Origin of the sequence: Pseudoalteromonas sp. SG44-1 (assembly GCF_014164315.1) — a bacterium.
Classification (GTDB): domain Bacteria; phylum Pseudomonadota; class Gammaproteobacteria; order Enterobacterales; family Alteromonadaceae; genus Pseudoalteromonas; species Pseudoalteromonas rhizosphaerae.
The window spans coordinates 1-23487 of the sequence record NZ_JACJEW010000018.1 but is presented as its reverse complement, the minus strand read 5'-3'; the positions used below and the strand labels follow the sequence as shown (position 1 = coordinate 23487).

The 23487-nt window shown below is 40.5% G+C and carries 21 protein-coding genes; 11 read left to right on the top strand and 10 right to left on the bottom strand.

The window, feature by feature from the left end:
* Positions 1 to 234 precede the first annotated feature (234 nt).
* Positions 235 to 573, bottom strand: coding sequence for an iron-sulfur cluster insertion protein ErpA (gene erpA, locus H5187_RS10345; protein WP_058560150.1), 339 nt, complete (start codon positions 571 to 573; stop codon positions 235 to 237).
* 135 nt (positions 574 to 708) lie between these two features.
* Positions 709 to 1803: a DKNYY domain-containing protein gene (locus H5187_RS10340; protein WP_182794817.1), complete on the bottom strand. Its 1095-nt coding sequence runs from the start codon at positions 1801 to 1803 to the stop codon at positions 709 to 711.
* Positions 1804 to 1966: 163 nt separating this feature from the next.
* On the opposite strand from H5187_RS10340, the gene H5187_RS10335 reads away from it, so the two are divergent.
* From H5187_RS10335 to hemL, 4 genes are all read left to right on the top strand, one after another.
* Positions 1967 to 3649, top strand: coding sequence for a chloride channel protein (locus tag H5187_RS10335; protein WP_145241292.1), 1683 nt, complete (start codon positions 1967 to 1969; stop codon positions 3647 to 3649).
* A gap of 19 nt (positions 3650 to 3668) precedes the next feature.
* Entirely contained in the window at positions 3669 to 4103 is a 435-nt protein-coding gene (locus H5187_RS10330) for a CopD family protein (RefSeq protein WP_145241290.1), read from the top strand.
* A 136-nt stretch (positions 4104 to 4239) separates the two neighbouring features.
* On the top strand, positions 4240 to 5256 hold the full coding sequence (locus H5187_RS10325) for an aspartate carbamoyltransferase (protein WP_145241288.1): 1017 nt from the start codon (positions 4240 to 4242) through the stop codon (positions 5254 to 5256).
* 29 nt (positions 5257 to 5285) lie between these two features.
* The gene (gene hemL, locus H5187_RS10320) at positions 5286 to 6566 is read left to right on the top strand and encodes a glutamate-1-semialdehyde 2,1-aminomutase (protein ID WP_149982051.1); all 1281 of its coding nucleotides are present in this window, start codon (positions 5286 to 5288) and stop codon (positions 6564 to 6566) included.
* Positions 6567 to 6965: 399 nt separating this feature from the next.
* On the opposite strand, the gene H5187_RS10315 is transcribed toward hemL, so the two are convergent.
* The 6 genes from H5187_RS10315 to H5187_RS10290 form a co-directional block, all read right to left on the bottom strand.
* Positions 6966 to 7226, bottom strand: a complete 261-nt coding sequence (locus H5187_RS10315) for a hypothetical protein (RefSeq protein WP_182719120.1) — start codon at positions 7224 to 7226, stop codon at positions 6966 to 6968.
* A 168-nt stretch (positions 7227 to 7394) separates the two neighbouring features.
* Positions 7395 to 9743, bottom strand: coding sequence for a penicillin-binding protein 1B (mrcB, locus tag H5187_RS10310; protein ID WP_182719121.1), 2349 nt, complete (start codon positions 9741 to 9743; stop codon positions 7395 to 7397).
* A gap of 145 nt (positions 9744 to 9888) precedes the next feature.
* The gene (locus tag H5187_RS10305) at positions 9889 to 10050 is read right to left on the bottom strand and encodes a YqaE/Pmp3 family membrane protein (protein ID WP_145241282.1); all 162 of its coding nucleotides are present in this window, start codon (positions 10048 to 10050) and stop codon (positions 9889 to 9891) included.
* Between the two features lie 177 nt (positions 10051 to 10227).
* Entirely contained in the window at positions 10228 to 11457 is a 1230-nt protein-coding gene (locus H5187_RS10300) for an ammonium transporter (protein WP_182797832.1), read from the bottom strand.
* 9 nt (positions 11458 to 11466) lie between these two features.
* On the bottom strand, positions 11467 to 11805 hold the full coding sequence (locus H5187_RS10295) for a P-II family nitrogen regulator (RefSeq protein WP_182797831.1): 339 nt from the start codon (positions 11803 to 11805) through the stop codon (positions 11467 to 11469).
* Between the two features lie 176 nt (positions 11806 to 11981).
* Positions 11982 to 13214, bottom strand: coding sequence for a diguanylate cyclase (locus H5187_RS10290; RefSeq protein ID WP_182797830.1), 1233 nt, complete (start codon positions 13212 to 13214; stop codon positions 11982 to 11984).
* A gap of 265 nt (positions 13215 to 13479) precedes the next feature.
* Between H5187_RS10290 and H5187_RS10285 the strand changes: the two genes are divergently transcribed.
* From H5187_RS10285 to serA, 5 genes are all read left to right on the top strand, one after another.
* Positions 13480 to 14997, top strand: a complete 1518-nt coding sequence (locus H5187_RS10285) for a S10 family peptidase (RefSeq protein WP_149982056.1) — start codon at positions 13480 to 13482, stop codon at positions 14995 to 14997.
* Between the two features lie 107 nt (positions 14998 to 15104).
* Positions 15105 to 15662, top strand: coding sequence for a hypothetical protein (locus H5187_RS10280; protein WP_182797829.1), 558 nt, complete (start codon positions 15105 to 15107; stop codon positions 15660 to 15662).
* 20 nt (positions 15663 to 15682) lie between these two features.
* Complete coding sequence (locus H5187_RS10275) at positions 15683 to 16279, top strand: 5-formyltetrahydrofolate cyclo-ligase (protein WP_182719125.1); 597 nt, start codon at positions 15683 to 15685, stop codon at positions 16277 to 16279.
* Between the two features lie 53 nt (positions 16280 to 16332).
* On the top strand, positions 16333 to 16986 hold the full coding sequence (rpiA, locus tag H5187_RS10270; protein ID WP_145241270.1) for a ribose-5-phosphate isomerase RpiA: 654 nt from the start codon (positions 16333 to 16335) through the stop codon (positions 16984 to 16986).
* A 13-nt stretch (positions 16987 to 16999) separates the two neighbouring features.
* Entirely contained in the window at positions 17000 to 18229 is a 1230-nt protein-coding gene (gene serA / locus H5187_RS10265; protein WP_145241268.1) for a phosphoglycerate dehydrogenase, read from the top strand.
* A gap of 243 nt (positions 18230 to 18472) precedes the next feature.
* On the opposite strand, the gene H5187_RS10260 is transcribed toward serA, so the two are convergent.
* Positions 18473 to 20557 (bottom strand): pectinesterase family protein, encoded by a 2085-nt coding sequence (locus tag H5187_RS10260; protein ID WP_182794818.1) that lies wholly within the window; start codon positions 20555 to 20557, stop codon positions 18473 to 18475.
* Positions 20558 to 20621: 64 nt separating this feature from the next.
* Complete coding sequence (locus tag H5187_RS10255; protein ID WP_182785268.1) at positions 20622 to 21509, bottom strand: pectinesterase family protein; 888 nt, start codon at positions 21507 to 21509, stop codon at positions 20622 to 20624.
* A 582-nt stretch (positions 21510 to 22091) separates the two neighbouring features.
* Here H5187_RS10255 and H5187_RS10250 point away from each other — a divergent pair.
* Positions 22092 to 23066 (top strand): TonB-dependent receptor plug domain-containing protein, encoded by a 975-nt coding sequence (locus tag H5187_RS10250; RefSeq protein ID WP_259400379.1) that lies wholly within the window; start codon positions 22092 to 22094, stop codon positions 23064 to 23066.
* Complete coding sequence (locus H5187_RS24600; RefSeq protein WP_259400380.1) at positions 23030 to 23380, top strand: hypothetical protein; 351 nt, start codon at positions 23030 to 23032, stop codon at positions 23378 to 23380. The genes H5187_RS10250 and H5187_RS24600 overlap by 37 nt, the downstream gene beginning before the upstream one ends.
* The last annotated feature ends 107 nt before the right edge of the window (positions 23381 to 23487 follow it).

Genomic DNA, 23487 nt, shown 5'->3' with positions numbered 1-23487 from the left:
CTAATGCTCCAAGTCACTCACCCTACATAAATGAGTGACTTAAGCTAAAGTAAGCCAATTTGACGTTCACTTAGCATCTATAAACAAAAAATAAGCGCTAAAGTCAGCAAGGTTACAAAGCTCAGATCAGCAACAACAGCATCAGTTAATGAAATAATAGCTACGCAGTAATTTTAGATAAGAAGATTTTTTAGGTAATAAAAAAGCCGCTAGCTGCGGCTTTAATCAATTGCTTTAAACGCTGAAACTAGCGCCACACCCGCAGGTGGTAGTTGCATTGGGATTGGAAACAAAAAAGCGTGCGCCTTCAAGTCCTTCGGTGTAATCCACCTCACCATCAACTAAATATTGAATACTCATTGGGTCAACCACTAAGGTTACGCCATTTTTTACAATTTCTAAATCGCCTGGGTTTGCTTTTTCATCAAAAGTAAAACCATATTGGAAACCTGAACAACCTCCGCCTGTTACATAAACACGCAGTTTTAGATCTGGATTTTCTTCTTCGTCGATTAACTGTTTAACACGAACAGCAGCTGCATCGCTGAACTTAATGGGTAATTCTTCTGACATACCATAACCCTCTATACCTACATTGCTTTGATTATCTAATACCCGAGTGTTTTAATCAAGTATAGTAAACAACTACTAATTTCTTCTATAACTAGGTTGTCATCAGGAAAACCGATCCATCTTCAATAAGCTTGATCAAAAGTCACTTCTAGAGCTGACAATTTCACCTCGCATGTAATAGTGCTTTTTATCTAGCGCATCTGAATTTGTACTTTCATCATAATCAGTTACTGCAAAGCTCTCGACATCTGCATCATGGATGCGCTGAACACCATCAGACTGGCTATAATGATATACACCACTTTTATCCTTAATATAATTTCGCTCAATTCCCTCGAAAGAGTCAGGATCAAGCCCGTTTATTGCGCTGGTTTCATTTCCAGATAAATAATAAATATTACTTTTATCGCGAGCGAACTCATAGCTTGTAGTGAGTATTTCAAACGTCTGCAAGTCGGCCTCCGGTACAATAATATTTTCGCCATAAAAAATGTGGTTTTTATCTTTGGCATAACCGCTAAATAACGGTGTAAAAGAGTCGAAATCAACAGCTTTCAATATTTCATCATCATAGTAAACTGTATATTTCCCTTCTGTTTCTGAATAATTCCATTGTGGGAAGTCATCATCAAAATTTGAAAATGTTCGGGGATTTGCAGCTTCTATAATTTGATTTCTCAAGACCACTTGAGTGTCATTAAGCCAATATAATTTGTGACTGATTAATTGCCCTTTAATATTACGAGGGTCAACATCAGAAACCCGCTTCCCAAAATAATAAAAACTATGATTGTCGCTGGCATATAGTGACGTTGAATGTTCATTTTCATAGTCTTTGCTATCATAAGTAATGAAGCTATCAGGGTCTGCACCTGAAATCACTGTACCACTAAAATACACTGTATTATTAACAACAGCATAGCCACTATTTGGCACCCCTTTAATCATGTTAATAAACAAACTTGAATACCCAAAAACTACAAAAACAATGCAAACAACGACGGCACTTATTTTAGCTAATAAAAAACTGTTAATGCCTAAATAATTAATACCAAACAACCCAAATAAAATGAAGATGCCTACTGGGAAAAGCAAAAATAACATTACACTCAAAACTGCCGCTTTATTATCCACAGCTCCAGGAGCTGCAAGCATCATCGGTGACATCATCACCATTAAAGGCCAAGCCATTAATGCAAATGTAGTTATAATACTTAATAGTAGGTGCATAAAACCCTTCCAAAATTGAATATCCGTTTCTATGAGCTTGCAACTTACCCAAAGCCTTACTAAATATCAATTTGCTTTAAGTGAAATACCAGTAAAAATCTCAAGGACTTCCATTAACTATTTTGATAAACTGCCCGCTGAAATAGGTGGCGAGGAAATATGCATGTGGCTTGAAACGCTTAGGCGTCGCTTGGCAAAGCCAAAAACATCGGTGCAATTGTGCTTACTCGGCGTAAGTGCTGGACTCATTGCGGCGTTTTTGATCATTCTATTTCGCTTAACTATTCTATTTTTCCAAGGTTTATTCCTTGAAAATCCTGACGATTTTACTACCTTACCGCCTCTTGAGCGGGTTTTAATGCCTATTATTGCTGCCTTTTTAATTGCGCTATTTGCTGCTTTGACTGGTTTTAAACATTATCGATTAGGTATTCCCTTTGTTATTCACCGTATTAAACGCCATTACGGGCAAATGCCGTTATACAACACGGTAAATCAATTTGTCGGTGGTGCACTGGCATTGATCAGTGGTTTCTCGGTTGGCCGTGAAGGGCCATCTGTACATATGGGCGCAACCGGTGCAAGTTTGCTGGCCGATAAATTACATTTGCCTCATAACGCCATGCGGACACTCAGCGGTTGTGGAGTTGCAGCTGGTATTGCCGCATCATTTAATACACCACTTGCAGCTGTTATTTTTGTGATGGAAGTGGTGCTTAGGGAATACAAAGTACATATATTTGTGCCAATAATGCTCGCTGCAGTCACTGGTGCACTGGCGACGCAGTTTGTATTTGGTGACGCATCAGAATTAGCACTGATCACAGTGACGGCATTAAGTGGCTGGCACTATCCATTTTTAATCCTGTTTGGTATGGCTTTGGGCGCGGTTGCTTATGCTTTTAACCAAAATCTAATGTTGATCATTCGTACCTTCAAACCTTTGAGTATGTTTCCACGTTTATTGCTGGCAGGTCTGATTGCTGGCGGCATTGCTTATATGGTGCCACAAGCGATGGGTTCTGGTATGAGTGCAATAACTTTGGCCGTAGAAAGCCCTGATGATGTGCAACTATTAACCACTATTTTAATTGCTAAATTACTGGCGACATTATTTGCAATTGGCTTGGGGATTCCCGGCGGGATCATTGGCCCAGTGATTGGTTTAGGCGTACTGATGGGCACTTTAATGGCCTTTTTTGCACAATTTATTAGTCCCGGCGTTGATATCTCTGGTACTTATAGCGTCTTAGGCATGGCAGGCTTATTAGCAGCCACCTTACATGCTCCACTGGCTGCTTTAACTACGGTAATGGAGTTAACCTCAAGTCCTGAAATAATCGTGCCGGCCATGTTAGTTATCTCAGCGGCATACGTCACCGCATTACAAGTATTTGGCAATCGGTCGATATTTTTACAGCAGCTCGACTTTCAAGGTTTAGCCTATCATGTCTCCCCTGCCACCGAAGCACTGCAAAAAGTCGGGGTAATGGACGAGATGGATGAAAACTTCAAACTACTCTATTCAGATGATAAAGAACAAATAGAAAGCACCTTAAATGCTGTTGATAGCCAAACCCCGTTAATTGTTTATGATCCTGAAAATGGTTATCGCCTTGCAGAATATGATTTAAGTTTAATGTCAGATCAAAATATTTCGATCAACTACATCAGCTTGCAAGGGATCAGCAGTCAAGCTACTTTGGCCGATGTGTTTGATGTATTAAAAGATAAGCGCAGCGGAGCTGTGTATATTTATAACTTACTCGATAATCAACAAATTATGGGAATAATGCGCTGGGATCAGATCCGCCACATTCTTACCATACGTAATAGCTTACTGTAACTAACAATAAGAGAACATTATGAGCGCGCTACTGATCTACAAAGCCTTACATGTATTTTTTATGATTGCCTGGTTTGCTGGCATATTTTACTTACCCCGCCTCTTTGTTTATCACGCTATGAGCGAAGAAAAGTCCTGTAACTCCATGCTCAAAGTGATGGAGCGACGGTTACTGTATTTTGTGACGCCATTTGCAGTACTAACGGCGGTGTTTGGCGTGCTGACAATTGTTGAATATGGCCGCGACTGGTTTAAATACAGCATGTGGATGCACTACAAATTAGTATTAGTGATCGTGCTATACATTTACCATGGCTATTGTTTTAAATTACTGGCGGATTTTAAACACGACCGTAATACTCGCAGCCACCGCTTTTATCGTATTTTTAACGAACTACCGGTATTAGTGCTATTAGTCATCGTATTTTTAGCTATAACTAAACCCAGCTTGTAAAATTTGCTATATAACCAAACCACTTCAAGATGCAGAAACTCGCTTCTTGAGGTGGTTTGGGTATAATATTGCGCGATTGCGTGCCCATCGAAGATGGTTAATCGCGCCCCTTTTGAATGTGATAGGAACAGCCCCCATGTTAAGTTTCCAAGGTGAAAATATTCTTTCTGTCAATCAGCTCGATCGCGACTGTATTGAACGTATTTTTGCAGTAGCCAAAAAAATGGAGCCGTATGCTAAAAAGCAAAAACGCACCAATGTATTAGAAGGCGCAATCTTAGCAAACTTATTCTTTGAGCCAAGTACCCGTACCCGCGTAAGCTTTGGTACAGCCTTTAATTTATTAGGTGGTTTGGTTCGTGAAACAACGGGGATGCAAAGCTCTGCATTAGCCAAAGGCGAGTCTTTATACGATACCGCGCGCGTTATTTCAGCTTACGCCGATGCGGTCGCTATGCGCCATCCTGATGCAGGCTCAGTGGCTGAATTTGCTACTGGCTGCTCAGTGCCGGTGATCAATGGTGGCGATGGCCCTAACGAGCACCCAACTCAAGCATTACTTGATTTATTGACAATTGAGCGTGAACTACATCGCTTCGATCAAAAAATAGATGGTATGCATATCGCCCTTGTTGGTGATTTAAAATACGGTCGTACCGTGCATTCATTATCAAAATTATTATGTCATTATAAAGATATAAAATTTTCGATGGTGGCACCTGATGGCTTACAAATGCCTAGCTATATTCTTGATGCCGTCGATAATGCGGGCCATAAAATTGAAATCGTCGATAAAATGGAAGGTAACTTAGCCGCCGATATCGTCTATCAAACCCGTATCCAAGAAGAACGCTTCCCATCGCAAGAAGAAGCCAATAAATACCGTGGTGGTTTTAGAATTAGCCAATCAATTTATAACACCCACTGCAAACCAAACTCCGTGTTAATGCACCCATTACCACGCGATAGTCGTATAGAAGCCAATGAGCTTGATAACGATTTAAACCTTAATGACAATTTAGCTATTTTCCGCCAAGTACAAAATGGCGTGTTAATTCGCATGGCGCTGTTTGCATTGACACTCGATGTTGCCGATAAAGTAGAGCAATACGAAGTTGCTGTGCCTTGGTTTAGCCGTAAACGCGATAGTTAATTTTAACGTGACAACTAATAGGATTTTTTATGACAATTAGCCAAGATTTATTTGCCCGCGCACAACAATCGATTCCCGGTGGCGTTAACTCTCCAGTACGTGCATTTAATGGCGTTGGCGGCACACCGCTATTTATTACCAAAGCCCAAGGCCCATTTACATTTGATGCTGACGGCAACCGTTATATTGATTATGTTGGCTCATGGGGCCCGATGATCATGGGTCATAATCACCCAGCTATCAAACAAGCAGTGCTTGATGCGGTAGAAAATGGCCTAAGTTACGGTGCGCCAACAGAAGCTGAAATTCTAATGGCTGAAAAAGTAAAAGAGCTAGTACCATCAATCGAAAAAGTTCGTATGGTAAGTTCTGGCACAGAAGCGACCATGAGTGCAATTCGCCTTGCTCGCGGCTTTACTGGCCGCGATAAAATTTTAAAGTTTGAAGGCTGTTACCACGGACATGCTGATTCATTATTAGTGAAAGCTGGCTCTGGCGCATTGACTATGGGCGTACCAAACTCGCCAGGTATCCCTGAAGATTTTGCCAAGCATACATTAACTGTTTCGTTTAATAACCTTGATGAAGTAAAAGCTATTTTTGCCAAATACGCTGACGAAATCGCCTGTATTATCGTAGAGCCAGTTGCTGGTAACATGAACTGTATTCCACCAGTACCGGGCTTTTTAGAAGGCCTGCGTGCAGTATGTGATGAATATAAATCAGTGCTTATTTTTGATGAAGTAATGACCGGCTTTCGCGTAGCCCTAGGTGGTGCACAAGCCTATTACAACATCATTCCAGACTTAACCTGTTTAGGTAAAGTGATTGGCGGCGGCATGCCAGTAGGCGCGTTCGGCGGTAAAACTGAGATCATGGATTACATCGCTCCTGTTGGCCCAGTTTACCAAGCAGGCACTTTATCAGGTAACCCAATTGCTATGGCTGCGGGTCTAAAATCGCTTGAGTTACTGTGCGTTGAAGGACTACATGCTGATCTTGAAGCAAAAAGTAAAGCAATCTGTGAAGGTTTTGAAGCCGCAGCAAAAGCTGCAGGCATCGCCCTAACAACTAACTATGCCGGTGGTATGTATGGTTTCTTCTTTACTGAACAAGAGAAAGTAACCACTTACCAACAAGCAACTCAGTGCGATTTAGAACGCTTTAAAAAGTTCTTTCACTTGATGCTTGAAGAAGGCGTGTATTTAGCACCATCAGCATTTGAAGCTGGTTTTGTTTGCTCTGAACACTCTGAGCAAGAAATTGCCGATACAATTGCAGCAGCAAAAAGAGCTTTTGCTAAGCTTTAAACTATTAAACATAGAAAAGCCCGCAAGGGCTTTTTTTATGTCTAAAATAAACACCTGCTCCAGTAATTACTTTACTGACAGCTTGACCTAAGTTCATAATATGCGATCAAGTGTTTAAAAATGGCATACCCCATGAAATAAATACTATCTTAAAAAGTGCAGAGTAACATATGAGAAATATTACAAACCAAAGACAAGTATTGCATAGCTTTTAAAGTAACAGTCTGGATCTATACTTGAAGCGAAAAGTGATTTAAAAGAAGTAAATCTCTTTGCAGAACAAGCATAAAACTCAGCGCAATCAATATTAATTAATGTCAAACAGCTCCAAGAAATGTCAGAAACATTCACCAAAACAATGAACTATTTAAAATCATAGCAAGATAATAGCTGCGAAAGTTATTGCTGCTTCATTCCCGTTGCTGATGCAGCAGACGTTCTTAAAAGTTCATCTGCTCGCTCTTTTTCTCTTTTTCGTTGCGCTGCAGTAGTGCAGCGTTTTCTTTTAAGCTTTGAACCTGCGATAGCTTCCATATCACACTTGTAACTGTTCGTACTTGCTATTTCTTGCTCTTTCGCACTTTGGCTATCTGCCTTATTTGGTGTGCTACCACAAGCTGCAATTAACGCTACTAAGATAAGTAAAATACTCGTTTTCATCTTTTTTCCCTAAAAGTTTTATTCCTACACGGTGTAGGTTTAAGGAACATATCTTTAAAGCGTAAACTAGTCAATACTCAATTTTGCAGTGCTAGTAGAATCAAATTAGTTTTAACACCTGCTTTGTTATGTATTTAAAACAACCTAAATATCGTAATCAAGAGCAGCTTAGTTACAGCTTGGCCTTGGCTCAAATTCACTGGCTCTAAGTGGCAGTTGAATTACTTTACCGCAGCCCGGTGGCGCTTGCTTACCCGTTAATTCATTAATAAAAGCCCAGCGAATTGAAGGCGGACGAGTATCTGCTATTGCCTCAGGGTTGAGCGGCTTAAGATAACGAATATACGTTTCTAATGCACCAACACTGCCCGTTAAGCCTGTACTTTTATTATCATCACGACCAAGCCAAGCAACGGTTACTGTATTTTGATCAAACCCTGCATACCAACTATCACGTAGATCATTACTGGTGCCCGTTTTACCAGCCAGCTGAATTGATGGGAAATGGGCATTTAAACGTTTAGCAGTGCCATCTTTAGTGACTCGCTTCATCGCGTATTTAGTCATATAAACAGCGGCTTTATCAAAACGCGGTTCAGAACTAACTTGGTGCTGATAAAGCACCCGCCCAACAGAGTCGGTTAATGCCGAAATAGATGTTAATTGACGGTATTCGCCATCAGCCGCCAACGTGGTATAAAGCTGTGCGACTTCAAAGCTCGACATTTCAACGGCACCAAGCAGTAATGATGGATAATGTGATATTTGCTCTTTAGCGCCGAGTTTATTAAGTGTATTCGCGACTTTATCAACCCCGACATCAAGTCCCAAGTTGACCGCAGGAATATTGATACTTTGACTAAACGCTTTATATAGTGGCAGCATACCGCGATATTGATGATCAAAATTCTCTGGTTGCCATACTTTGCCTTGCTCATTAGTCACTTGTACTGGCGAGTCATCTAACAAAGTAGCTAAGTTATAATGCGGTAAACCCAAAGCTGTCAAATACACAGCCGGTTTAACTAACGAGCCTATGTTGCGCTTAGTATCAAGTACGCGGTTAAAACCTAAAAAGCGCGGATCGCGTCCCGCAACTAAAGCAGATATACCGCCTTTCTCTACATTCACTGAGATCATCGCCGCTTCAAGCTGCTCTGTCGTGGCGCGTTTTTCAAGGTAAGGTAGGCTTTTTTCAATTGCCTCTTCCATTGCCGCTTGTTTTTGGAGATCAAAATAAGTGAATACACGCACGCCCGCATCGAGTACTTCTTGGTCCGGTAGTAATTTTTTCAGCTCACGATCCACCAGCTCTAAATAACCAGGATACGATTTAGGCAAGCTGTCTTTCATAGGTGCAATATCAATTGGCCGCTTTAATGCAGCACGGTATTCGCGGGTATCAATTAATTTATTATCAACCATCAAACGTAGCACTAAATCACGACGTTCCATAGTGCGTTCAGGATAACGGCGTGGATTATAATATGAAGGGCCTTTCACCATCGCAACGAGTAGTGCAATTTGATCGAATTCAAGCTCATCAACAGGCTTAGAGAAGTAAAACTCAGAAGCTAAGCCCATGCCATGCACACCTTGGTTATACGATTGACCAAGGTATACTTCGTTTAGATAAGCTTCTAAAATTTGATCTTTTGAATAGCGATAATCTAAAATTAACGCGATCAACGCTTCGTTAAATTTACGGACCAGCGTACGATCACGGGTTAAATAAATATTTTTTGCCAGCTGCTGGGTTAACGTACTACCGCCTTGAACTGTACGCCCTGCTTTAATATTGCTGTATAAAGCCCGCATAATCGAAAACACGGATACACCGTGGTGCTGATAAAAGTTCTGATCTTCAACCACTAGCAAAGTATCGGTAAGCATCGGCGGAAATTTATCCAACGGCACAAACTCTCGATCTTGTTTTGAATCATTGCCTATGCGCGCAATTTGTACTGGCTCTAATCGAGCATTGTTTAAACGCCTGCCAAACTTATCTTTAATACTCGCGAGTTTTTGTCCTGCAAAGCGTAACTCAATAACCTGTGCTTGCTCTAAGCCATCATAAAATTCAAATTCACGACGGAAGATTTTAATACTATCGCCCGCTTTTACATACTGACCAGTTCGACTTAACTGATTGACCGATGAATAGTTTAGCCTATCAAGCTCCCACACCACTTCTTGGCTAGATAAGAATTGTCCTGGGTAAAAACCCATTGCTCGTGCATAAACTTGTGCTGGTAATTGCCATTTATTGCCTTCAAATTGACGCGTAATTTTGGCGTCCAGATAAATTAAATATAAGCCCATCGCAACAATGCCAGCTAAGCTTAGTTTCCAAAAAATAGACCAGACTTTGCGACCAATTCCACGTTTTTTTATATTCGCTGCAGACGTATTTTTAGTCGAAGTTTTTTTCACCGACTTAGACGCTGTGCTTGGTGCTTTCTTTGCCGGGCGTTTTGATGGAGTTTTAGTGGAGCGGGAGTCTTTTTTATCAGCCATTGACGTTGCTATTTATTTCCAGAGTTTAATTTACAGGTGCGAGCTTAGCATATAGCCTAACACCTGCAAAATTAACCTTGACTGAAACTACTTGCCCCGAACTTTGGGCATTAAATTTTTTAACCTCAGTTGCGGTGGCTTCATTTTAGCGTGTACACAACCACAATGAGTGGATCATTGCCGGTATAAAAAATATAAAGCACAAGACAATATTAATAATCAAATCTTTACCCACACCCGCTTTCAAAAACACAGCAACAGGTGGTAAAAATATAGACAAAATAATCAGTAATAGTTTGTTATCCATGCTTAACCTTATTTGTAGTTGGACTAATTTTTAAGCATAGTTACTTATTGTGATTTTTGCTGTTTTAATAAACTTTAATTAAAAAAATTTAGCCTCTGCGTATATACAAAAAAAGCCCTAATCTAAATTAGGGCTTTGCTTTGAACACACAATGATTTTAAAACTTTTTACTTTTACTTAGTTACTGCGTACCGAAACAAACTCAGGGTAAGCATCAATACCACAATCGTGTTGATCCATGCCGTTTAGTTCTTCTTCTTCTGTTACCCGGATCCCCATGGTTTTCTTCAGTATTGTCCACACAATAAGTGAAGCAATAAATACAAAACCTAAGATACATACTAAGCCAATTAACTGGTTAACTATGGTTGCATCAGTATTTGATACTGGCACTAAGATAATACCCAAGATACCGCACACACCGTGCACTGAGATAGCACCTACAGGGTCATCAATTTTAACTTTGTCTAGTGCAACAATACTGAACACCACTAATGAACCACCTAAAATACCCAGTAAACAAGCAAGTAAAGGTGACGGTGATAATGGATCTGCGGTGATAACAACCAAGCCAGCAAGCGCACCATTAAGTACCATAGTTAAATCTGCTTTACCCCATAACACTTTACAAACAAACAGTGAAGCAATGGCACCGGTTGCCGCAGCAGCGTTAGTATTTAATAATATTTTACCAACTGCAGTCGCGTTTTCAGCATCAGAGATAAGTAGTTGTGAACCACCATTAAAGCCAAACCAACCCATCCATAAAATAAATGTACCTAATGTAGCCAATGGTAAATTAGAGCCTGGAATTGGATAAATTTCACCATTTTTACCATATTTACCTTTGCGAGCGCCGAGCATTAATACACCGGCAAGTGCTGCAGCAGCGCCTGTGCCGTGAACAATGGCTGAGCCTGCAAAATCAACAAAACCCATTTCAGATAAGAAACCGCCACCCCATGTCCAGTAACCTTCAACTGGGTAGATAAAACCAGTTAACACTACCGCAAAGGCTAGAAAAGCCCACAACTTCATGCGTTCAGCAACCGCACCCGATACAATCGACATAGCGGTTGCAACAAATACGACTTGAAAGAAGAAGTCAGATTCTAAAGAATGATTAGCATCAGCGGCTTGAGTGCCAATAAGCCCACCTAGAGATGGAATAAAGCCACCTTCAGCATTGTCTACATACATAATGTTGTAGCCAACAAGTAAGAACATGGTACATGCGATGGCATAGAGCGCCACGTTCTTAGTTAAAATTTCAGTGGTATTTTTTGAACGCACTAAGCCCGCTTCTAGCATGGCAAAACCTGCTGCCATCCACATCACTAAAATACCCGACATTAAAAAATAAAATGTATCTAACGAAAACTTGAGTTCTACGATCGTGTTTTCCATAAAGCCCCCTTAAATTGCTTCTTCATCTAATTCACCCGTACGGATACGGACAATTTGATCTAAGTCGTAAACGAAAATTTTGCCGTCGCCAATTTTGCCTGTTGCTGCAATTTTGGTAATGGCCTCAACGACCCGTTGACAATTTTCGGTACGAGTAGCAATTTCCAGTTTAATTTTAGGAATAAAATCAACCTGATATTCAGCTCCGCGATACAACTCTGTATGACCGCGTTGACGACCAAAACCTTTGACGTCAACAACTGTCATCCCCTCAATGCCTAAATCAGCTAGCGCTTCTCGCACATCATCTAATTTGAATGGCTTTATTATTGCACTAATCATTTTCATAGTGGCCCCCTTCGGACGCTTATTGTTATCCTGTTTGCTAAGACAATCCAACCTTTGTGCCACTATTTTTAACGTTTTAAAAACAACAAATTACATAATAAAAACAAATTAACCGCATAAAAAATGCACCATACAGGTGCATTTTTTTAACATCTTAACTGTACTGGTGCAGCAATCTAGTTTTGTCTGACGACACAGTCTCTACTTTGTTCTTTAGCTTGATACAAAGCTTTATCAGCTAAGCGCATGGCACTTGTTAACGTAACATTTTGAAATTTTGTTAAACCAATACTCACCGTAATTGCAAATGCATCACCATTGATCACAAAATCATACTCAGACAACCGCACTCTAAACGCTTCAAGTAACGGGTAAGCTTGATCTAAATCTACATCAGTTAATACAATGGCAAACTCTTCCCCCCCCACGCGTGCAACGGTAAAATCTTTAAACGAACTACGTAATAAATACGCCACTTGCTTTAATGCCTGATCTCCAGCTTCATGGCCAAATTTATCATTGATTGCTTTGAAAAAATCAATATCAAGTAATGCTAAACTATTGTTACGCGAGGTTTCTTTTAGCCGTTTTTCAGCAAATTGATAAAAATAACGGCGATTATAAAGGTTGGTTAAATCATCGCGAAAGGCACTTTCTTTAATATCTGCGATCAGTGACAGCTGCTCCATAGTCTGTAATACACGACAATGAAACTCTTCATTCATAAAGGGTTTGGTTAAAAAATCATTCGCGCCGAATTTAATAAACCGTGCTGATAAACCATGCTTACCCGCACCTGATAAGCCAATAATCGCTAAATCATCACGACCACGAAAATTTCGCACCGCTTTAACAAGCTCAAAACCATCCATTGTCGGCATCGCATAATCAGTTAGTAATAATTTAATCTCTGGATCATTTTTCAGTATTTTTAAAGCTTGCTCACCATCATGCGCATCTTGTACATCAAATAGCTGTTTTTCGAGCATTTGTTTCATTAATGAACGGCTTAAACGAGAATCATCAGCAATTAAGGCTTTGCAACCTTGGTTACGTAATAGCTGAGCGACTAATTTAACCGCATAATGATAAGAATCACGATTATCTTTTATTACATAATCGACTACCCCAAGCTCTAATATTTGCTGGCGTTTATATTCATCAATGGTAGATGTTAGTACTACGGTAGGGATCATTTGGTCTAAAGTATATTTAACAACTTCGCCATTCATCGCATCAGGCAGGGTTAAATCGACCAAAGCAAGCGTATACTGATGTTTTGCAATGAACTCTTTGGTCTCGGCAAGTGACCAAGCAAAATCGACAGCAACATCAAGATAATGAGCTGATAAGTGCCGCAAAACCTGCTGGACCACTTTACTATCTTCAACAACTAAAACTCTTTGCATATATCTTCTCTACACTTCAGGTGGACATTGCGAGGGTAAACTTTTTACGAGTAAAAACTAAAAGTCATAATAAGCAGTAATATACTTTATTATCAGCTTGAGCAAAATATATTGCTGAATATATACGCATAAAATAGAGTATTTACGTTACTGATAATATTTATGTCTAATGCTCACCGATTAATATCGTCGTCTAGTCTCATTCCCTTTGTTATTTACAAAAAAATTATCTTTAATAGGTTAACTATTGTTTAAAGGATCCACCATGAAGCTTATCAGTATCATTAGTGTCTCTGTGGCCATACTTACTTTGAGTGTAAGCACAGCCAGTTATGCAGAAAATCAACGTCGTATCGATGTCGATAGTAAAGTTGTCACCGAACATAAAGCGCGCATCAATGGCGAGCGTTTTTCATATACCGCAACCACAGGCACACAACCGGTATGGGATGACAAAGGCGATGCCGTTGCAACATTGCAATACACTTATTATGAACGCGATAAAGTTGACGATCGCACTAAACGCCCATTGTTAATTTCGTTTAATGGCGGACCTGGCTCTGCATCTGTATGGATGCACTTAGCCTATACTGGACCACGGGTATTAAAAATTGATGACGAAGGCTACCCTATTCAACCGTATGGTGTGAAAGACAACCCATACTCAGTGCTTGATGTTGCTGATATTGTTTACGTTAACCCAGTAAACACTGGCTACTCGCGTATTCTTGAAAACGATAAGGGTGAATTACCAAGTAAAGAAGCGCAAAAAAGCATGTTTTTTGGTGTCAATGCCGACATTAAATACCTAGCAGAATGGTTAAACACCTTTGTAAATCGCACTGAGCGCTGGCGCTCACCTAAATTTTTAATTGGTGAGAGCTACGGCACAACCCGCGTATCAGGGCTTGCCCATGAATTACAAAACAGTCAATGGATGTATATCAATGGTGTTGTGCTGGTTTCACCAACAGACATTGGTATTAAACGCGACGGTCCAATAAAAGCGGCTAACCGTCTACCTTACTTTGCTGCAACGGCTTGGTATCACAAAGCTTTAAGCCCAGCATTGCAAGCTAAAGATTTAGATGAATTACTGCCAGAAGTTGAAGACTTTACCGTTAACAAGCTAATTCCTGCACTTGCTAAAGGTGGCTTTATTAATGATCAAGAAAAACGCGCTATCATTAAACAAATGGCACTGTATGCCGGTGTATCTGAAAAGTTTGTTGCGCAAAACAACCTTGATATTCCTACCAACTTCTTTTGGAAAGAACTACTACGTGAGCGCGGTCAAACGTTAGGCCGTTTAGATTCGCGCTATTTAGGCATGGACAAGCGTGACGCTGGCGAATCTCCAGACTACTGGGCTGAGCTAACATCATGGTTGCATTCATTTACACCAGCCATTAATCACTACTTGCGTGAAGAGCTTAACTATAAAACTGACGTAAAATATAACCTGTTTGGTAATGTACACCCGTGGGATCGCAGCAATAATAATACCGGTGAAAATCTGCGTTTAGCAATGGCGCAAAACCCATACCTCAATGTGATGATCCAATCAGGCTACTATGATGGTGCCACTAACTACTTTGATGCTAAATACACTTTATGGCAACTAGATCCAAGTAGTAAAATGCGTGATCGCCTAAGCTTTAAAGGCTACCGCAGTGGCCACATGATGTATTTACGCCATGCAGATTTAGAAACATCAAATAACGATTTACGTGATTTTATTTTACAGTCACTACCAAAAGAAGGTGAAGCTGCGAAGTATTAAACAGCGCTTAAAACCACAGGATTAAAAAAGCCCGTTTTTACGGGCTTTTGTTTATCGATAATTCGGATATACTCAAACTATTGATTTTACGTTTTTGGAAAACACAGATGACTGAAAACTTCCGTGTTATGTATGCAGGTCTAGCTCAAGATATTGAGCGATCGAATGCGATTAAACAACTGGCTGTAAAGCTCAAAGCCCCTGAAAGTAAAGTAGCTGCATTTTTTGAAAACAACCCCCTATTTGCGCCTTGTGAAAAAGAAAAAGCACTCAAGCAAGCAAAGCTACTTGCCAGCGTAGGCATCAAAAGTAAACTGCAACCAATAACCAACAACACACCAGCGGTAAGTAGCAGCGATACAACCAACCAGCGAGATGAGCGTATTTTTAACGCCCTTGATTACATCACCAGTAGTTTAATTCGCATCGAAGAAAAACTCGACGACCTAGAGCAACGCTTACCAGCCACAACCCAACAACCAGATCCTGATGAAGGCGACGAGTGGCAAACTGACGACCTATTGCTAGATGAAGAGCTGACAACGCCGATCAAAAAACGCAGTAACATGCTGCTGTATTCACTTATAGCTATGGTTGTTGTCTTGCTTGTAGTACTAGGATTGTCGTTTGCATTCCCTGATTTATTCAGTTTTATGGATAATTAACAGATAAAGCAAAAATAAATATGAGCGAAAAAAGAGCACTGATCCGCCAAAAAATCCGTAAAGCACGTAATTCACTGTCAAAATTTGAGCAAGAAATTGCCGCAGAATCGCTTAAAGTGAATTTTACTCAACACTTAAAACAGCAAAAAACTATTAAAAACGCCCATATTGGCATTTATTTTAGCAATGACGCAGAGCTAGATACCTCATTGTTAATAAAAGACCTTTGGACTAAAAACCACACCCTTTACCTACCCGTTATTCACCCATTTAACGGCACTACTTTATACTTTCAGCGCTATGAAGAAAATTCACCCATGAGGGCAAATCGCTATGGTATCTTGGAGCCTAAGTTAAATTGTAGTCAGATATGCCCACTTGCTGAGCTTGATTATCTGCTAATGCCATTAGTTGCATTTGATGATAACGGTAACCGGTTAGGGATGGGGGGTGGCTTTTATGATAAAACTTTGGCGCGCTACGAAAAAGAAAACTGGCATAAACCACAACTGATTGGCCTTGCACATCAATGCCAACATGTTCCAAGTTTACCGGTTGAATCGTGGGATGTACCATTAAATTACATAATCACACCACAGAAAATCTACCATTGGTAAGCAATTTATTTATATACTAATGGCAATCCCTCTCACCTATTGAGCACATAATCATGACACAAGATGAATTAAAAAAAGCAGCTGCTTGGGCTGCACTCGAATTTGTAAAAAAAGACACCATTGTGGGTGTTGGCACAGGCTCAACTGTAAACCATTTTATTGATGCATTAGGCTCAGTAAAAGACACCATACGCGGTGTGGTATCAAGTTCTGACGCTTCAACCGAAAAACTAAAAGCACTCGGTCTTGAAGTATTTGAACTCAATGATGTTGATGCCCTTGACGTGTACGTTGATGGCGCAGATGAAATAAATGCGCTGAACGAAATGATCAAAGGCGGTGGCGCAGCACTAACCCGCGAAAAAATAGTCGCAGCTGTAGCAAAACAATTTGTATGTATTGTTGATGAAACAAAAATAGTGGACACCTTGGGTGAATTTCCACTGCCGGTAGAAGTTATTCCAATGGCACGCAGTTATGTTGCTCGTGAATTGCTTAAACTAGGCGGCGATCCAGTTTATCGCCATGGCGTGGTAACAGATAATGGTAACGTTATTTTAGACGTACATAACTTGTCGATCAGCCAAGCAAAAGATTTAGAGCTGACAATTAACCAAATTGTTGGCGTAGTAACCAACGGCTTATTTGCCCACCGTGGCGCAGATAAAGTGATTATCGGTACCAAAAATGGGCCGCAAATTAGATAAATAGGATGAGGATATGAGTAAGGTATCGTTAGCAAAAGACAAAATTAAAATTCTTTTGCTTGAAGGTGTACATCAAAGCGCTGTAGAAACGCTAAAACGTAACGGCTACAGCAATATCGATTATGTAAAAACCTCATTGCCTGAGGACGAACTAATTGAGCGCATTAAAGATGTGCATTTTGTAGGCCTTCGTTCTCGTACTCATATTTCTGAAGCTGTACTTGAAGCGGCAGAAAAACTGGTTGCCGTTGGTTGTTTTTGTATCGGCACTAACCAAGTTGATTTAAGTGCCGCACGCAAGCGCGGTATTGCAGTATTCAACGCACCGTTTTCTAATACCCGCTCTGTTGCTGAGTTAGTACTTGGTGAAATTTTACTATTGTTCCGTGGTATTCCAGAGCGTAATGCCATTGCTCACCGTGGCGGCTGGTTAAAAACCGCCAATGGCTCATTTGAAGCCCGTGGTAAAACTCTAGGTATTATTGGTTATGGCCACATTGGTACGCAGCTAGGTATCATGGCTGAAAATATCGGTATGAACGTTGAGTTTTACGATATTGAAGACAAGCTAACCCTAGGTAATGCCACACAAGTACATAACCTAACGCAGCTACTGCAACGCGCTGATGTTATTAGCTTACACGTACCTGAAACACCGCAGACTAAAAACCTGATTGGTAGCGCGGAAATTTCAGTGATGAAGCAAGGTTCAATTTTGATCAACGCCTCACGCGGCACTGTAGTTGATATTGACGCCCTAGCAGAAGCACTTCGTGATAAAAAAATCAGCGGCGCTGCCATCGACGTATTCCCAGTTGAGCCAAAATCAAACGATGAAGAATTTGTATCGCCACTACGCGAATTCGACAACGTAATTTTAACACCACACATTGGTGGTTCAACTCAAGAAGCGCAAGAAAACATTGGTATTGAAGTAGCGGGTAAACTAGCAAAATACTCAGATAACGGCTCAACTATTACTGCTGTTAATTTCCCTGAAGTATCACTGCCAGAGCTTGCTAACCGTAGCCGTTTATTACACGTACACCACAACCGCCCAGGTGTGTTAACCCAAATTAACCAAGCGTTTGCCCAGCACGGCATCAACATCGCCGCGCAATACTTGCAAACAGACGAAGCGATTGGTTATGTAGTAATAGACGTAGATACCGACCACTCTGAAATAGCACTAAAAGAACTAAGTGCAGTAGAAGGCACGATCAGAGCACGTATTCTTCACTAATATCAGTCAGCGGTCAAAAAATAAAAGCCGTGCTTGTTAAATCAAGCACGGCTTTTATTTGGATGAAGAATACTACGTTTTTTCAACCTTAGCCGATGAAATATTGCCAGTTTTATTGTCTGTATTAAACAAGCTTCACTTAAGTTACATCTTACTGTATTTGCTTTAACGGCTCACTCTTAAGTATATATTTCAACAACTCTGTCAAAAACTTCTCTATTACTAAATGCCTCAATAGAGGCGTTAGCTAGGGTTTTCCTCTACCAAAACCTTATTGAGAAACGACGCAAGTACGCTGCGCATTTCGTCTACCCAAGGATGAAACAACCAAAAGGTGTGCGGTGTATCGGGTATGGTATACACTTGTTGATGGACGTTGTTTTTAATTAGCTGCGCTACAAAAGCATCTCTGCCAACATGAAAACGGTCATGGGAAGAGTTAATAAATAACGTTGCTGGAGTATGTTTACTTAAATATTCTACCGGCGAAACCGCATGCCAACGTTTTGGCTCTTGTGCATAACGCCCACCTAACCAAAGCGCTGCATAAGAAATCTTTCCAGGTTTATCTTCAAACATCCTAACCGCTGTTGAGGTTAAATCAGCCACGCCGTCAATGTTCACGATTGCTTGCACTGCTTCGTAAGGCGATTTTGTATCGTGATTGGTACTCATAGCCCCGAATAACGTGGCCATATGAGCACCAGAAGACGCCCCTAACACCGCGATTTTTTTGGTATCTATCATATATAATTTATGATGTTGTTTTAGCCACTTAATCGCATCGTTGATATCTGCCATTGCAGCTGGATAGAGCGCCGTTTTAGAGGTTCTATATTCGACACTTACCGCCACAAAACCTTGGCCAGCTAACCAGCGTGCCGTTGGCGTTTGATGAGACTTGTTACCAGTCCTCCATCCGCCGCCATGGATCATTACGACCAACGGTTTCGCCTGCTCTGCTTTATTAGGATAAAATAAGTCAAGGTGCAGCGTTGAGCCATCCACCGTTTTGTAAGCTAAGTTGTAATGTTCGCTGATGGACTGTGCTGTTTGCTCGATATTTTCCGGTTTGTTGATCGGACTAATAAAAGGAAACTGTTTCTTGTTTTTTCGATACTCACTTTCAATGGTGTACTCAGCCATTTCACCACTGAGTGAATTGACCACCTCACGCGTAAATACCAGCTGTATTGCTTGTTGAATACGTGGAGATTGATACCATTCACCCAAGATATTTTCCCAAGTAAAAGATGCTGCTTTACTGTCATTTAGCTGTCTTCTATTCGTTGTTACAAACGCCCCCGGACCGGAAGAATTGTACTCAAAAAAGCGAGCATCTTCTGCTCGAAACACCTTTTTACCGCCGGTTCTGGCCGTCCCCCCCATTGGGTGCCACGCTTGTTGTTGAATATGCGCTCCCATCCAAGTATCTATAAATACTGTTTGTCCTATTGCATTAGGATCTGCATACCTTCCATCAGGGAAAGTAGTAGTTGGATGCCAAGGTCTTCCTAACCCCATACTATTGTCTTGCACTCCTTCCTCTGCGCTAAGTGCACAATCAATAAAAACCAGACCAAATGCTTGCTCAATATTAGTACTTGGTGCAGTAATAAAACCTATGGGTAACTGTTTGTTAGGTCTATTGCGGGTCACTATGTTCGACTTATAAAAAACGGCGGCTCCGCCCCCAAAAATAAAGTCAACATGACCACTTATAGTATTATTGAGAAATAAAGATCTCCCTGCTTTCGTGTAAAGAGTATCTTGATATCCACTGATTTTTACATGATTAAACAATGCTTTATCACTACCATAGTCGGTCAATACGGCCACGGCTTGTAAACCTGATACGCGTTTCGGATCATCTTTACTCATTGCATCGTAATATGGAAAATCAAAGCTATTTTCAATATGCAAGTTTTCAACACTAAAATTAGGCGATTTAATAGTTAACGTGGCTGAATTTGATGTTCCTAGATTACCACCATTTTCTGTTACTTTGCCTGAATAATCATCAAAATATAATCGAGTAGTATCAGCCCCTACACCTGATAACGTAATAAAAGGTTTGTTAATAACGAGTTTTTCATAATAGTCACCTGGGGCTATTTTAATGATATAGGGCTGAGATAAATTATTAGGTGCTTGCTCAATAGCTTGTGCAATGGTGGCAAAAGCGTGTTCATTGTTTTTATCAACAATTGCATCAACTCGTGGTGATACGAGTTCATTCGCAGATAAGCTTTGACACGTAAGTCCAAAGAAAAATAATAAGCCCAGAAAAGTACCGTTTACTGTTTTTAACCGACCATGTAACTGCATGTGAAGTTTTCCTTACATAGTAAAAATAGCATGTTTAAAGTAGGCCTGTGGCGAGTAAGTAAGATCATTGTTTACTAACTATATTTGGCTGCCAGCCACGCATCACGTTTTTAATGGTGTAGTCTTGCGCTTCGACTTGACTCAGTTGATGCGCCCAAGCCACTCGCTTACTACTATTGGCCCCCTGCCCTGAGTTATTAAACTCAGCATAAAAAACGGTTTCTTTTTTACTAACATCCCCCCAATTTTGCCAACCTTCAGGAGCAATATGCTGACCTAAATCAGAGTTAATGAACACAGTTTTAGCGTGGTGTCTCCAAGGACGGCCAAGATAAACTTTATCAACAGCAGCACTGGCAGTTAGCTTTACACGATTAAACACAAATCCAAATGCCTGATTTTTAGGGGTAGAAGCCGCTGTAATATAAGAGTTACTGAGTGACTTAACTTCACAGTCTTCGAACATTGCTGTGCCTTCACCAAAAATAAAGTCTGTGGTGCCTTCGATATAACAATCTTTGAAATACGAGCGAAACCCTTCGCCAGCTAGGTACAAGGAATCTTGATGGCCTTTGATAGCTACGTTATTTATGCTTACTCGATCAGCCTCGATATGCAAAGCAACAGCCTGCCCAACCGAGCCTGCACTATTAATAATAGTCAAATTTTGGGCGCTAAAGTCATTCCCTCGCACCATTAATGTATATGTGTGAAAGGTACTATTTCGACCTAAATTTATCTTATTAAAATGGTCGCCATAGGTAATAATTGTATTTTCTTTACTTTCACCTATTAGTTTTATTCGTGTATTCCATGAGTAAACTTCTACCTTTTCTGCATAAACGCCATTTTTAACGAAAATACTTATGTGATGCCAAGGGTAAGTTTTACTTGCATTGATTGCTGCCTGAATGGAAGTAAAATCGCCCGTACCATCTTTGGAGACTACCATGTTTGTGGCGTACTCTTGAGCCACTACCGCTCGCGTCCCAAATAATACAAGCAGCAATGTAATTAAAAGCACTAAAGGACTTGTTCTTTTGTTTAGTGTAATCACTGTCGTAACCACCCTTTTATTATTGATATCACAATCGCTCTCATCTTATGGGGACAATGACTGAACACCTGTAGCCATAACTTCTACATAGCAGTCACAGTTTGCAACATAGCTGATTTTCTGTGAGCGAAGTTAGCATGTAGCGCAATTCCAACTAATTGGACTGGTATTTATCCAAAAAATCTTCTTCAATACTTATTTCTAACAAACTATGCTACCGGTGGCAAATTTATTTAAATATCATTCCCTAAAAAAATCAGCGTGTTATTTTTTACAAAAGTAAAGCTCGCAGATCTAAAGATACATTATATTAACAAACCACTTGACCCAAACTACCACCGGTGGCAACCTAATTAAAATAAATTTTATTAGTGGTAACTTATGTAAACAAATTAACAGCATCTCTACTTTTTATTTAACGCGCTACTTTATCAAATAGTGCGCAATTTAATCTTTCTTTGTTCCAAGGGAGCAATAATGAAACTCACACACACATTTATAAAAAGCTTAATTGCTACTAACGTGCTTGCCGCCCTTACCGTAAGTTCATTCTTTAGTAACGCTCAAGAATCTCAACCAGCAGCATCTGAGGATGTTGAGGTCATTGAAGTAAAAGGCTTTCGTGGTTCTTTAATTAAAGCCTTAGAAGCCAAACGAGATGCAGCTAATACTCGTGAGTCAATTATGGCTGAAGATATTGGTAAGTTTCCAGACTTGAATGTGGCAGAAGCCATTCAGCGAGTTCCTGGAGTGGCAATATCGCGCGAAGGTGGTGAAGGTCGCAATATTGTTCTACGAGGTTTTAGCCCGGGTTTTACCCGAACTACGCTTAACGGTATGGAAGTACCCGCAGGAAGTGATGGTCTCGATTCTGGCGGCGTAACTGTTAACAATAGTCGAGCCTTTGACTTCCATGTATTTGCATCAGAGCTTTTCAACCGTATAGATATTCAAAAAACGCAAACAGCCTCGATTGAAGAAGGTGGTATTGCTGGTACAGTCGATATGTACTCTGCACGCCCTTTTTATAACCCCGGCTTCAATTCGACCCTGTCACTTAAAGGTGGCTATAATGATTTAACCAGTGAAGTTGACCCTAGGTTTGCTTTCTTAGCCAGTAATACATTTGCTGATAATACCTTTGGTACACTTTTTTCGGTTGCAGTATCAGATAGAAGTGTACGTCAAGAAGGCTTTGGCAGCATGCGCTGGGAGCCAACAAATCGAATTGGTAATGGCACATGGGGTGACACTTCTGGGCTGACGACCATCAACGGAACGCCTAGTAATTACTGTGGTGCTGAAGAAGCTATATCCTGTTTATGGGTACCTCGGTTACCGCGGGCTGATTTTTCGGGAATGAGCAAAAACGTATTGGGGTTACCGGTTCTTTGCAATATAAGCCTAATGACGACATGTTATTCACATTGGATATATTGCATTCTGAGTTAGAAAATGATCGCAGAAACTACAACTCTATGGAGTGGCTAGTTAATCGTGGTGCTCCGGGTGATTTCCAAGGTCAAAGCCCCGTTTCGTTTACGGTCGATGAGTCGGGTAAAGTCCTTGTTGCTGGCAGTTTTGAAAATGTCACCTCATGGTACGAAAGCCGATACCAGGTGTCCGATTCGATATTTGACCAGTATGTATTATCTGGCGATATTCAACTTAATGATCGCTGGTCGCTTGACCTTATGGCTGGTATGGCTAAAAACGACGCTGACAGAGAGGAAATTCGTTATTACTACCGGAGTTTTTCAAGTTAGTTGTCGCCTCAAGTTAAATTTTATGCCGCCCGCATTTCTTCTTTTTTCTCAGGATTTAAATTTACTTCCTTAATTATTGACCAATCGCGTGATTTTCCTGACCAACG